The sequence below is a fragment of the Streptomyces cadmiisoli genome, from assembly GCF_003261055.1.
Classification (GTDB): domain Bacteria; phylum Actinomycetota; class Actinomycetes; order Streptomycetales; family Streptomycetaceae; genus Streptomyces; species Streptomyces cadmiisoli.
Genome location: NZ_CP030073.1, coordinates 4,235,206 through 4,247,933, shown reverse-complemented (window position 1 = coordinate 4,247,933; position 12,728 = coordinate 4,235,206). Strand labels below are relative to the sequence as shown.

The following is a 12,728-nucleotide window of genomic DNA, read 5'->3' as shown; positions in this document are numbered from 1 at the left end:
GTCATGCATACGGCCGCTGCGCTGCAGCTCCGCGAGGGTGACCGGTCTCGTCTGGAGGCGCTGACGCGCATGTCGACGGCGCCGGCGGGCCTGGTTCAGCGTGCGCGGATCGTGTTGCTGGCCGCCGACGGTGTGTCCAATGCGCAGATCGCTTCCCGGTTGGGGACGTCCCGGCCGACCGTTTTGAAGTGGCGTGACCGGTACGGGGCTTCGGGAATCGAGTCGCTGGGGGATTTGCCGCGCCCGGGTCGGCCGGGGACGGTGGACGAGGTGGCTGTGCTGGTCGCGACGCTGGCCGAGGACGGCAGGCCGCCGGCGAGGCTGGGGGTGACGCACTGGTCGTCGCGACTGCTGGGCAAGGAGCTCGGGCTTTCGTTCTCCGTGATCGCGAAGATCTGGCGGAAGTGGGGCATCCAGCCGCACCGGGTGGAGACCTTCAAGTTCTCCACCGATCCGGAGCTGGAGCCGAAGATCCGCGACGTGGTCGGCCTGTACTTGGCCCCGCCGGAGAAGGCGGTCGTGGTGTGCGTCGACGAGAAGACCCAGATCCAGGCACTGGACCGCACCGCCCCAATCCTGCCCCTGCGGCCTGGCTTGCCGGAACGCCAGACCCACGACTACAGGCGCAACGGCACCACCTCGCTGTTCGCCGCCTTGGAGGTCGCCACCGGCAGGATCAGCGCAGATGCCTGCTACGAGCGGCACACCAACAAAGAGTTCCTGCACTTCCTCAAGCAGGTCGCCAAGGCGCACCCCAGGGTGAAACTGCACGTCGTGGTCGACAACTACGCCACCCACAAGCACCCGAACGTGAAGGCGTGGCTGGCGAAGCACCCGCGGGTGACCCTGCACTTCACCCCCACCTCCTGCTCCTGGCTCAACATGGTCGAGATCTTCTTCGGGATCATCACCCGGCAAGCCATACGGCGCGGCACCTTCGAGTCGGTTCCCGACCTGAAGGCCGCCATCCGCGCCTTCATCGACGGCTACAACACCCGCTGCGAGCCGTTCACCTGGACCAAAACCGCCGACCAGATCCTCACGAAGATCAATCGTAAATAGACTTCAAGCACACGACACTAGAAGCCCCGGGTCCGCTTGGCCGCCTTGCGGCGGCCGGCCGAGCCGACCCGCAGGAACAGCCGGGAGATCTCGGAGCCGAGGTTCACCCCGATGGCGATGGCCATCGCCAGCGCCGCGGCCTGGGTGAGCGAGCCCAGACCCTCGTTGACGTCGTTCTGCGCGATCGACAGCAGACCGAAGTACGTGGCGGAACCGGGCAGCAGCGGCCCGATCGCCGCGGTCGTGTACGGCAGCGCGGACGCGTAGCGGTAGCGGGAGAGCAACTGCCCGAACAGGCCCACGAGCCCGGCCGCGACGGCCGTCGAGGCGACCGGAGAGAGACCGCCGGCGAAGTGCATGGCGCCGTACACGCACCAGGCGACACCGCCGTTGAGGGTCACCGCGAGCACGGTGGCCCGCTCCTGCTGGAGGAGTACCGCGAACGTCAGCGACAGCAGCATGGAGGCGGCGATCTGCACGACGGGCCGCTCGGCGATGCTCAGTGCCGCCTCGGGGTTGAGCTGGGCGCCCAGCTGGACGCCGAAGTACAGCATCACCAGCACCCCGACGACGATGCCGACGAAGAGGTACATGACCTCCAGCAGCCGTGCCGCCGCGGTGATGTAGAAGCCGGTCAGGCCGTCCTGTACGCCCGCCACCAGCGCCCGTCCGGGCAGCAGGGCGAACAGCCCGCCCGTGATGACCGCGGACGCCCGTACGTCGACGTGCGCCAGCGTGAGCGCGACCCCCACCGCGCCGGGCGGCATCGCCGCCACCGTGAACTGGTAGAACTCCGGCAGCCCGCGGGCCGCCGACAGCCATGCGAGCCGGTCGCCGAGCATCGCGCCGAGCGCCGCCGCGAAGAACACGATCACGTCACCGCCGACCAGCACCGAGGCCGCGCCCGCGAGCAGGCCGGTCGCCGCGGTCAGTACCCAGGTGGGGTAGGGGTGCCGGTTGCGGCGCATCTCCGCGAGGCGCCGGTAGGCGTCCTCCAGCGAGATGTGGGTCTCCGGGTCGCTCAGATCGTCCACGAGCTGGAACACGGCCGCGAGGCGCGTGTAGTCGGTGCCGCGCCGGCGGACCGTCCGCGAGGCCGTCACCGGGTCGTCGACGAGCGAGGGCTGGTAGGAGATCGACAGCAGGGTGAAGGTGACGTTCGGTTCGCAGCGGTCGAGCCCGTAGGAGCGGCAGACCGCGAACATCGCGGCCTCCACGTCCTCGGCGCCCTCACCGCCCGCCAGCAGCAGTTCGCCGATGCGCAGCGTCAGGTCCAGCACGCGCGGAACGGCGGGACCGCCCTCCTCCGCCTTCGGACCCGGCTCCGGCGCGGGCCGCTCGGTCACCGGCAGCCGCAGCATCGTGCGCATCCGGTCCTGCCAGGGCACGTCCTTGGTCAGGCTGACCACCTGGATGCCCTCGGCCGGGGTGAACGCCGCCGGGGCGGTTCGGGCGTCGTAGGTGCGCGGCGGGCTGAACGCCGAACCCTCGGCCTCGTGGGCGGCCCCCTGCGGGGGGTCCAGCCCGTCCGGGACCGCGAACTCGGACGTGGTCTCCGGCTCGGCGACACCTCTGGGGACGTCGAGCCCCCGCGGGATCGCGAACTCGGACGTGATCTCGGGATCGAACGCCGTCCGCGCCTCGTCCGACTGCGGCTTGCGGTCCTCCGCCTCCGTCACTTGAAGCAGCTCTTCCTGTACGACACCCAGTAGGCCTCAGTATGCGCACAGACACGTGAACGGGCCGCACGCGTGCGCGTGCGGCCCGTTCACAGGGGGCGGGGGTCAGTGACCGCCCTGCTCCTTGAAGCGCTTGTAGGACCGCTCGATCTCGGCCTCCGCCTCGGTCCGGCCCACCCAGTTGGCGCCCTCGACGGACTTGCCGGGCTCCAGGTCCTTGTAGACCTCGAAGAAGTGCTGGATCTCCAGGCGGTCGAACTCGGAGACGTGGTGAATGTCCCGCAGGTGCTCCACCCGCGGGTCGTGGGCCGGCACGCACAGCAGCTTGTCGTCGCCGCCGGCCTCGTCGGTCATGCGGAACATGCCGATCGCACGGCACTGGATGAGGCAGCCGGGGAAGGTCGGCTCGTCCAGGATGACCAGCGCGTCCAGCGGGTCGCCGTCCTCGCCGAGGGTGTTCTCGACGAAGCCGTAGTCGGCCGGGTAGCTGGTCGACGTGAACAGGCGGCGGTCCAGGCGGATACGACCGGTCTCGTGGTCCACCTCGTACTTGTTCCGCGAACCCTTCGGAATCTCGATCGTGACGTCGAACTCCACCGGTGGCTCCTCCATGATCAACACACAGTTCTGGTGGTTAAGTGTCCCTCACGCCGCTGTGTGATCGCGAAAGGGGCTGGTGGTCGTGCCTGAGCTGAAGCCTTGGCGAGTCGCGAGGCCGCATGTGACGCGGGTCGCGAACGCCGTACGACCTCGCCTCGCGCGGGTCACGACCGCGGCACGGCCGCGGGTCGCGCGGCTGGCACGAGCCGCGAAACCGCAGGTCACAAGGGTCACGCGGGCGAAGACCTGGCAGTACACCACGGGCGCCGCCACCGTCGGCCTGGCGCTGGCCGCGGTCGTGGTGACCGCCGCGGGGCCCTGGGACTCCTCAGGCCAGCGTAAGGCCGAGCGGGACCGGGCCGCCGCCCGTGCCGGCGGGGGTGGCGCAGATCACGGCGACCGGCCCGGCGCGGCGGCCGGCGCGCCGAAGCCCGCCCCGAGTGCGGCATCCGTCCTGACCGGCCTCGGCGGCGGTACGCACACGGTGCGGTCGGCGCCCGGCGGCAAGGCATTCGCCGACGTCCTGGACCCGCTGCTGAACGATCCGTCCCTCGGCTCCCTGCGCACGGCCGCGGTCGTCGACGTGACGACCGGCAGACGTCTGTACGGCTCCCGCGCCGGCGAAGCGGTCACCCCGGCCTCCACCACGAAGATCGCCACCGCGGTGGCGGCCCTGTCCGCCCTGGGCCCCGACCACCGCCTCACCACCCGAACGGTCTACGAGCCCGACACCGGCGAGCTGATCCTGGTCGGCGGCGGCGACCCCACCCTCACGGCCCGCGAGGACGGCGCCGGCGAGGCCGACCTGCGCACCCTCGCCCGGGAGACGGCCGCCGCCCTGAAGCGGACCGGCGTGCGCGAGGCGACCCTCTCGTACGACACGACCCTCTTCGCCGGTCAGGAACTTCACCCCATCGGCGTCAACGACAACATCGCGCTCGTCAGCGCCCTGATGGTCGACGAGGCCCGGACGGACGACTCCACGCACGGTCCGGCGCCCCGCGTGGCCGACCCCGCGGCGGAGGCCGCCCGGACGTTCGCGGAGCTCCTGGAGACCCACGGCATCACCACGACCTCACCCGGGCCGTCCAAGGCGACGAGCCGGGCCGAAGCCCTCGCCGAGGTCGCCTCGCCGCCGCTGTCGGCGCTGGTCGAGCGGATGATGACCAACAGCGACAACGACATCGCCGAGGCCCTGGCCCGGCACGTCGCCGTCGCCGCCGGCGAACCCGCCGACTTCCGGGGAGCGGGCCGCGCGACGCTGGCCCGGCTCCAGAAACTCGGTCTGCCGCTGAACGGGGCGGTGTTCGGCGACGGCAGCGGCCTGAACAGGGACAACCGGCTGAACGCGGACCTGCTCACGGCTCTGCTGCTGAAGGCCGCCGACCCCGCCCGCCCCGACCTGCGGGCCACCCTCACGGGCCTGCCGGTCGCCGGTTTCACCGGCACGCTGAGCGCCCGTTACGGAGACGGCGCGGCCGGCCTCGTGCGCGCCAAGACGGGCACCCTCACCGGGGTGAACGCCCTCGCCGGAACGGTCGTGAACCGGGACGGCCGGCTGCTCGCCTTCGCCTTCCTGGCTTCCGGGACGACCGACCCGGTCACCGCCCAGGCGGCCCTGGACCGCACCGCCACCGCCCTGGCGAACTGCGCCTGCCGCTGACCGTCACGGCCTGCCCCGAGCGGGAACGCTCACGTACCGTTGACGCATGACGAGCATCGGTGGTGCGGCATCTGCTGGGATGGTCGACTGGAATCTCGCGGTGGCGACCGCGACCCGGCTCGTGAGGCCGGGCCCCGAGGTGACCCGCGACGAGGCCCGGGCCGTCGTCGCGGAGCTTCGCCGGCACGCCAAGGCCTCCGAGGAACACGTCCGCGCATTCACCCGGATGGGCACGGAGGAGACCCACGACACCCCGGTCCTCGTGGTCGACCGTCCGGGCTGGGTCCGGGCGAACGTCGCCGGGTTCCGGGAGATCCTCAAGCCCCTGCTGGACAAGATGCAGGAACGGCGCGGCACCTCGCCCGGCGGAGCGGTCCTCGGCGCCGTCGGCGGCAAGGTCACCGGTGTCGAACTCGGCATGCTGCTCTCCTTCCTGGCCTCCCGGGTCCTCGGCCAGTACGAGACCTTCGCGCCGGCCACCCGTGAGCTCCCGGCGGGCGCGAACGGCGGCGGACGGCTGCTGCTGGTCGCGCCGAACATCGTGCACGTGGAGCGCGAACTCGACGTGCAGCCGCACGACTTCCGCCTGTGGGTGTGCCTGCACGAGGAGACCCACCGCACGCAGTTCTCGGCCGTGCCCTGGCTCCGCGATCACCTGGAGGGCGAGATCCAGGCCTTCCTCGGGGAGACCGACGTCGACCCCATGACCGTCCTGGAGCGCATCCGGGAGGCCGCCCAGTCCCTGGCCGGGGGCCGCCCCGAGGGCGAGGAGGAGGACGGCGGCCGGTCCCTGGTGGAAATCGTGCAGACGCCCGCGCAGCGGGAGATCCTCGGCCGTCTCACCGCGGTGATGTCCCTGCTGGAGGGCCACGCCGACTTCGTGATGGACGGGGTCGGTCCGGAGGTCGTCGGCAGCGTCGCGGAGATCCGCGAGAAGTTCCAGCAGCGCCGCGCCAAGGGCGCCTCCCGGCTGGACCTCGCGCTGCGCAAGCTGCTCGGACTGGACGCCAAGCTGCGGCAGTACCGCGACGGTGAACGCTTCGTGCGGGCCGTCGTCGACGAGGTCGGTACGGACGGCTTCAACCGTGTGTGGACCTCCCCGAACACCCTTCCCACCAAGGCGGAGATCTCCAAACCGGCGGACTGGATCGCGCGGGTGCACCGCAAGGGCGAGGCGTGAGCCCGGGGGAGACGTGGTGAACCGGATCCTGCGGGCGGCAGGCGAACGCCCCACCAATCACCCGTCCGAGGGACCGTGAGCCATGGGTAGGCGTGCAATGCTCGGGGAACGGCCCGGTTCTGTCACCATCTACACACTCTGAGTGACCGACACTCGGGCTCACCCCCCGACAACTTCATGAAGGGAACCGGACATGGGTCCCCATCCTGCGGTCGCGGCGATACGCCTGGCCGTCCGCCGCGTCCTCCACGACATCCTCACCGAATACTTCTCCGGCACCTCCGAGCCGAGCCCTCACGACTCCGAGCGGACTGCCCCCGGGCGTCCCGCGTCGCCGCTCGTGCTCGTGGCCTGCTCCGGCGGTGCCGACTCCATGGCGCTCGCCTCCGCACTCGCGTTCGAGGCGCCCAAGCTCGGCATGCGCGCCGGCGGGATCACGGTCGACCACGGCCTCCAGGCCGGCTCCGACGTGCGGGCCGAGGAGGTCGCCCTGCGGATGCGCGAACTCGGCCTGGAACCGGTCGAGTCCATCACCGTGCGCGTCGGCCGTGACGGCGGCCCGGAAGCCGCGGCCCGCGACGCGCGCTACGCCGCCCTCGACGCGGCCGCGAAGCGCCACTCGGCCGTCGCCGTGCTGCTCGGCCACACCCGCGACGACCAGGCCGAAACCGTCCTGCTGGGCCTGGCCCGCGGTTCGGGCATCCGCTCCCTGTCCGGGATGGCCGCGGTCTCGGGGGCCGACGGCCGTTACCGCCGCCCCTTCCTCCAGCTCGACCGGCAGACCGCCCGCAAGGCCTGCATGGTCCAGTCCCTGCCGGTCTGGGACGACCCGCACAACGCGGACCCGGCGTACACCCGGTCGCGGCTGCGGCACGAGGGCCTGCCCGCCCTGGAGAAGGCGCTGGGCAAAGGGGTCGTGGAGGCGCTCGCCCGTACGGCACAGCTGTCCCGCGACGACGCCGACGCCCTCGACACCTGGGCCAGTCAGGCCGAGGCCTCGGTCCGGGACGCGGCCGGCCTGCTGGAGTGCGCCAAGCTCTACGCGCTGCCCCCCGCGGTACGGCGCCGGATCCTGCGCCGGGCGGCCATCGAGGCCGGGGCCCCGGCCGGTTCGCTGTTCGCCCGCCACATCGAGGAAGTGGACCGGCTGATCACGGGCTGGCGCGGCCAGGGGGCCATCAATCTCCCGGGCAAAGTCGTCGCCCAGCGGCAGGGTGGCAGACTGGTGATTCGGCAAGGCTGAATCCGGACCCCCGCTGACGGCCCCGACAAAGGGGACGGACAGCCGGTGGGACGACCGAAAGTGATGCGGGTGGACGCGAAAGACATGGGTGCCGACCTCCAGCAGGTACTCATCACCAAAGAAGAGATCGACGCGAAGCTCGGCGAGCTGGCCGCGAAGATCGACGCTGAGTACGCGGGCAAGGACCTGCTCATCGTCGGTGTCCTCAAGGGCGCGGTGATGGTGATGGCGGACCTCGCCCGGGCGCTGTCCACCCCCGTCACCATGGACTGGATGGCCGTCTCGTCGTACGGCGCGGGCACCCAGTCCTCCGGTGTGGTGCGGATCCTCAAGGACCTCGACACCGACATCAAGGGCAAGCACGTCCTGATCGTCGAGGACATCATCGACTCCGGCCTGACCCTGTCGTGGCTGATCTCCAACCTCGGCTCGCGCGAGCCCGCCTCCCTGAAGGTGTGCACGCTGCTGCGCAAGCCGGAGGCCGCGAAGGTGGCGATCGACGTGGAATGGGTCGGTTTCGACATCCCCAGCGAGTTCGTCGTGGGCTACGGCCTCGACTATGCCGAGAAGTACCGCAACCTCCCGTTCGTCGGTACGCTCGCGCCCCACGTCTACGGCGGCTGAGTCACTCGGGCCAAGCCCTGGAAGACGACCGGGAACCCCAGCGGGTTCCGCGCCGTTGGAGCATGCAGAGACGGGATTGCCAGCCGTCCCGTGCGGCTTCGGGCAACAATGCTGGGGTACCGTCAGAAGAACTGTCTTTATCAAACTCACTATGGCAGGAGGGACGGGGCGACACCGCTCCGTATGGATGGACGTGAAGCGATACTTCCGTGGGCCGGTCATGTGGATCGTGCTGGCCGTCCTTGCCGTGGTCGTGTTGATGCAGGTCGTCGGCTCGTCCGGCGGCTACAAGACGGTGGACACCGGCCAGGTCGTCCAGGCGATCAATGACAACCGGGTCGAAGCGGCCAAGCTGACCACCGGCGACGAGCAGACCATCAAGGTCACGCTCAAGGACGGCGAGAAGGTCGAGAACAGCTCGAAGATCCAGGCGAGCTACATCGGCGACCAGGGCGTGACCATCGCCAACACGCTGCAGACCAAGTACCAGGACAAGCAGATCCCGGACGGTTACACCGTCTCGCCGTCGAAGCAGAACCCGTTGGTCGGGATCCTGCTCTCGCTGCTCCCCTTCGTCCTCATCGTGGTCGTCTTCCTGTTCCTGATGAATCAGATGCAGGGCGGCGGCTCCCGGGTCATGAACTTCGGCAAGTCCAAGGCCAAGCTCATCACCAAGGACACCCCGAAGACGACCTTCTCGGACGTCGCGGGTGCCGACGAGGCCGTCGAGGAGCTCCAGGAGATCAAGGAGTTCCTCCAGGAGCCGGCCAAGTTCCAGGCCGTCGGCGCCAAGATCCCCAAGGGCGTGCTGCTCTACGGCCCGCCCGGTACGGGCAAGACGCTGCTCGCGCGCGCCGTCGCGGGCGAGGCGGGCGTCCCCTTCTACTCGATCTCGGGTTCCGACTTCGTCGAGATGTTCGTCGGTGTCGGTGCCTCCCGTGTCCGTGACCTGTTCGAGCAGGCCAAGGCGAACGCCCCCGCGATCGTCTTCGTCGACGAGATCGACGCGGTCGGCCGCCACCGCGGCGCCGGCCTCGGCGGTGGTCACGACGAGCGTGAGCAGACCCTGAACCAGCTGCTCGTCGAGATGGACGGCTTCGACGTCAAGGGCGGCGTGATCCTCATCGCCGCGACGAACCGGCCCGACATCCTCGACCCGGCGCTTCTGCGTCCCGGCCGCTTCGACCGCCAGATCGCGGTCGACCGCCCGGACATGCAGGGCCGTCTGGAGATCCTCAAGGTCCACCAGAAGGGCAAGCCGGTCGCTCCGGACGTCGACCTGTCGGCCGTCGCCCGCCGCACCCCCGGCATGACCGGCGCCGACCTGGCGAACGTGCTGAACGAGGCCGCCCTGCTGACGGCCCGCAGCGACCAGAAGCTGGTCGACAACAAGATGCTCGACGAGGCCATCGACCGCGTCGTGGCGGGCCCGCAGAAGCGGACCCGGATCATGTCGGACAAGGAGAAGAAGATCACCGCGTACCACGAGGGCGGACACGCCCTGGTCGCGGCGGCCTCACCGAACTCCGACCCGGTCCACAAGATCACGATCCTGTCCCGCGGCCGAGCCCTCGGTTACACGATGGTCCTGCCCGACGAGGACAAGTACTCGACCACGCGCAACGAGATGCTCGACCAGCTCGCCTACATGCTGGGCGGCCGCGCGGCCGAGGAACTGGTCTTCCACGACCCGACCACGGGTGCCGCCAACGACATCGAGAAGGCCACCAACCTGGCCCGCGCGATGGTCACGCAGTACGGCATGACGGAGCGGCTGGGCGCGATCAAGTTCGGCGGCGACAACAGCGAGCCGTTCCTCGGACGTGAGATGGCGCACCAGCGCGACTACTCCGAGGAGGTCGCGGCGCTCGTCGACGAAGAGGTCAAGAAGCTGATCGAGACGGCGCACAACGAGGCCTGGGAGATCCTGGTCGAGAACCGCGACGTCCTGGACAACCTCGTCCTGGCCCTGCTGGAGAAGGAGACCCTGGGCAAGGAGGAGATCGCCGAGGTCTTCGCCCCGATCGTCAAGCGTCCGCCGCGTCCCGCGTGGACCGGCTCCTCCCGGCGTACGCCCTCCACCCGTCCGCCGGTGCTCTCCCCCAAGGAGCTGGCCCTGACGAACGGTGCGAACGGCGCGACGGCGGCGATCACCGCGAAGACGACGGCGGCCGAGCCCGCGCCCGCGGCGGAACCGGCAACCCCGGAGGACCGCCCGGAAGCCTGAGCCGAGCCGCCTCGGCGGCCCGAAAGGCCCGGAATGAATGCCGCGCCTCCCCTGGTTCTAGCCTGGGGAGGCGCGGCATCGTCGTATGCCCGCAGACAGGACGCGTGCTCCCACGCGTGACAGGACAGGAACGAGGCACCACATGACCGACCCCGTGACGCTGGACGGCGAGGGCACGATCGGCGAGTTCGACGAGAAGCGCGCCGAGAACGCCGTACGCGAACTCCTGATCGCGGTCGGCGAAGACCCCGACCGCGAGGGCCTGCGGGAGACGCCGGCGCGAGTGGCGCGGGCGTACAAGGAGATATTCGCGGGACTGTGGCAGAAGCCCCAGGACGTGCTGACGACCACCTTCGACATCGGGCACGACGAGATGGTGCTCGTGAAGGACATCGAGGTGTACTCGACCTGTGAGCACCACCTGGTGCCGTTCCGGGGTGTCGCCCACGTCGGCTACATTCCGGCGACCAGCGGCAAGATCACCGGTCTGTCCAAGCTGGCCAGGCTCGTGGATGTCTATGCCCGCCGACCGCAGGTGCAGGAGCGGCTCACGACGCAGATCGCGGACTCCCTGATGGAGATCCTGGAGCCGCGCGGGGTGATCGTCGTGGTCGAGTGCGAGCACATGTGCATGTCGATGCGGGGGATCCGCAAGCCCGGCGCGCAGACCATCACCTCGGCGGTGCGCGGTCAGCTGCGGGACGCCGCGACGCGCAACGAGGCGATGAGCCTGATCATGGCGCGCTGACCGCGCGCTCGCGCGCGTGGACGTTACTCGGCGGGTGCCGCTCCCGTGTTGTCGTGGTCGTCGTCCTCCGGGAGCTTGCACACGCGCTCCAGGAAGATGGCGGCCGCTATGACGCCGATGGCGGCCAGGACCGAGAAGCCGGCGTAGATGGCCTGGTCGCGGCGGGCGGGGAACTCCAGGGACTCCAGCAGGAAGACGCCGGTGCCGCCGTACACCCCGGCGACCAGGGCGGCGACCAGGGCACTGGCGTGGCCGAAGACGACGGCGCGGGCCGCCATCAGGGGATCGACGCCCTTGGCGCCGGGACGGCGCTCGCGCTGGGCCTTCAGCCGGCCGCGCAAGGAGAGCGCCGTGGCGAGCAGGACCACGGCGATCAGGGCGAGGACGATGGGCGCGGCCAAGGGGACGCTGGGGAGCGTGCCCACCGAGTTCCACAGGCGGGCGCCGGCCCAGGAGAGCACCCCCGAGACGACGAACAGCCCGACCAGCACCCTGATGCGCAGCTCTCTCACGGTGTCCCTTCAGCTCCCCGGGCCGGGGTCCGGTCGGCCTGACCGGTCCGGCTCTCCCTGTGTCGTCTCGACGTGGCCGTCTCGACCTTAACGACTACTCGGGCAGCCGGAGTTCCAGGTCCGCGCGGGGGGCGACGCCGTCGCGGGTGACAGCGCCGAGGAGCTCGGCCACCGCGCCGCGGCCGGGCAACTGGGCCTCGGGGTCCACGTCGTGCCAGGGCGCCAGGACGAAGGCCCGTTCGTGGGCGCGCGGGTGGGGGAGGGTGAGGTGCGGGTCGTCGGAGACGACGTCGGCGTACGCGACGATGTCGACGTCGAGGGTGCGCGGGCCCCAGTGCTCGTCCCGGACCCGGTGGAAGGCCTCCTCGACCGCGTGCGCCCGCTCCAGCAGGGAGGACGGGGGCAGGGTGGTCTTGAGGACCACGACCGCGTTGAAGTACGAGGGCTGGCTGCCGGGCTGGACGCCCCACGGCTCCGTCTCGTAGACCGGGGAGACGGCCTTGATGCGCACGCCCGGGGTGTCCTCCAGGGCGTCGATGGCCCCCTGGAGGGTCTCCAGGCGGTTGCCGAGGTTGGAGCCGATGGAGATCACGGCGCGTTTCGGGTTGTGCAGGGTGGTGTCGGCGGCGTCGACCTTCTCGACGACGGAGGCGGGTACCGGCTGAACGGTCGGGTCGCTGTGACCCTCGGTGAACGAGGCAGTCATACTCGGCTCCGGGTGATGGTGACGGTCACGTCGTCGAAGGGCACGGTGATCGGCGCGTCCGGCTTGTGGACGCGGACCTCGACCTCCTGGACCCCTTCGTGCTTGAGGCAGGCCTGGGCGATGCGCTCGGCGAGCGTCTCGATGAGGTTGACGGGCTCGCCCTCGACGATGGCGACGACCTCCTCCGCCACGATGCCGTAGTGCACGGTCTTCGCCAGGTCGTCGTCGGCGGCGGCCGGCCGGGTGTCGAGACCGAGGACGAGGTCCACGATGAAGGTCTGGCCCTCCTCGCGTTCCTTGGGGAACACACCGTGGTGCCCGCGGGCCTTCAGGCCGCGCAGCTCGACACGATCCACGCGAATCACTCCTGCAATCGTCGGTTGCGGCCGGTTCGAACCGTGTGCGGACGGCACACCGGCCTGAACCGAATCTACCTGCGGGCACTGACAGGACCGGGCCACGGGGCTCGGGCCCGGGTCGGGGG

The 12,728-nt window shown here is 70.5% G+C and carries 12 protein-coding genes; 7 read left to right on the top strand and 5 right to left on the bottom strand.

What is annotated here, in order from left to right:
* Nucleotides 1-3 precede the first annotated feature (3 nt).
* The gene (locus DN051_RS18205; RefSeq protein WP_112438359.1) at nt 4-1,062 is read left to right on the top strand and encodes an IS630 family transposase; all 1,059 of its coding nucleotides are present in this window, start codon (nt 4-6) and stop codon (nt 1,060-1,062) included.
* Nucleotides 1,063-1,079: 17 nt separating this feature from the next.
* On the opposite strand, the gene DN051_RS18200 is transcribed toward DN051_RS18205, so the two are convergent.
* Both DN051_RS18200 and DN051_RS18195 read right to left on the bottom strand, forming a co-directional pair.
* Nucleotides 1,080-2,741, bottom strand: a complete 1,662-nt coding sequence (locus DN051_RS18200) for a threonine/serine exporter family protein (protein ID WP_053756474.1) — start codon at nt 2,739-2,741, stop codon at nt 1,080-1,082.
* Between the two features lie 105 nt (nt 2,742-2,846).
* Nucleotides 2,847-3,338 (bottom strand): inorganic diphosphatase, encoded by a 492-nt coding sequence (locus tag DN051_RS18195; RefSeq protein ID WP_053756473.1) that lies wholly within the window; start codon nt 3,336-3,338, stop codon nt 2,847-2,849.
* A 79-nt stretch (nt 3,339-3,417) separates the two neighbouring features.
* On the opposite strand from DN051_RS18195, the gene dacB reads away from it, so the two are divergent.
* The 6 genes from dacB to folE all read left to right on the top strand — a co-directional run bounded on the left by dacB (nt 3,418) and on the right by folE (nt 11,026).
* Nucleotides 3,418-5,004, top strand: a complete 1,587-nt coding sequence (gene dacB / locus DN051_RS18190) for a D-alanyl-D-alanine carboxypeptidase/D-alanyl-D-alanine endopeptidase (RefSeq protein ID WP_112439082.1) — start codon at nt 3,418-3,420, stop codon at nt 5,002-5,004.
* Nucleotides 5,005-5,050: 46 nt separating this feature from the next.
* Nucleotides 5,051-6,184: a zinc-dependent metalloprotease gene (locus tag DN051_RS18185; protein WP_112439081.1), complete on the top strand. Its 1,134-nt coding sequence runs from the start codon at nt 5,051-5,053 to the stop codon at nt 6,182-6,184.
* A gap of 193 nt (nt 6,185-6,377) precedes the next feature.
* Nucleotides 6,378-7,427, top strand: a complete 1,050-nt coding sequence (gene tilS, locus DN051_RS18180; RefSeq protein WP_112439080.1) for a tRNA lysidine(34) synthetase TilS — start codon at nt 6,378-6,380, stop codon at nt 7,425-7,427.
* A 63-nt stretch (nt 7,428-7,490) separates the two neighbouring features.
* A complete protein-coding gene (gene hpt / locus DN051_RS18175) occupies nt 7,491-8,051 on the top strand; it encodes a hypoxanthine phosphoribosyltransferase (protein ID WP_053756469.1) in 561 nt (186 codons plus the stop codon).
* A 187-nt stretch (nt 8,052-8,238) separates the two neighbouring features.
* Nucleotides 8,239-10,278, top strand: a complete 2,040-nt coding sequence (gene ftsH / locus DN051_RS18170; RefSeq protein ID WP_053756468.1) for an ATP-dependent zinc metalloprotease FtsH — start codon at nt 8,239-8,241, stop codon at nt 10,276-10,278.
* 142 nt (nt 10,279-10,420) lie between these two features.
* A complete protein-coding gene (folE, locus tag DN051_RS18165; protein WP_053756467.1) occupies nt 10,421-11,026 on the top strand; it encodes a GTP cyclohydrolase I FolE in 606 nt (201 codons plus the stop codon).
* A gap of 23 nt (nt 11,027-11,049) precedes the next feature.
* On the opposite strand, the gene DN051_RS18160 is transcribed toward folE, so the two are convergent.
* From DN051_RS18160 to folB, 3 genes are all read right to left on the bottom strand, one after another.
* Nucleotides 11,050-11,538 carry a DUF3180 domain-containing protein gene (locus tag DN051_RS18160; protein ID WP_053756466.1) on the bottom strand — a complete coding sequence of 163 codons (489 nt, stop codon included), beginning with the start codon at nt 11,536-11,538 and terminating at the stop codon, nt 11,050-11,052.
* A gap of 94 nt (nt 11,539-11,632) precedes the next feature.
* Nucleotides 11,633-12,244 (bottom strand): 2-amino-4-hydroxy-6-hydroxymethyldihydropteridine diphosphokinase, encoded by a 612-nt coding sequence (folK, locus tag DN051_RS18155; RefSeq protein WP_112439079.1) that lies wholly within the window; start codon nt 12,242-12,244, stop codon nt 11,633-11,635.
* Nucleotides 12,241-12,600: a dihydroneopterin aldolase gene (gene folB, locus DN051_RS18150; protein WP_053756464.1), complete on the bottom strand. Its 360-nt coding sequence runs from the start codon at nt 12,598-12,600 to the stop codon at nt 12,241-12,243. The genes folK and folB overlap by 4 nt, the downstream gene beginning before the upstream one ends.
* Between the last annotated feature and the right edge of the window lie 128 nt (nt 12,601-12,728).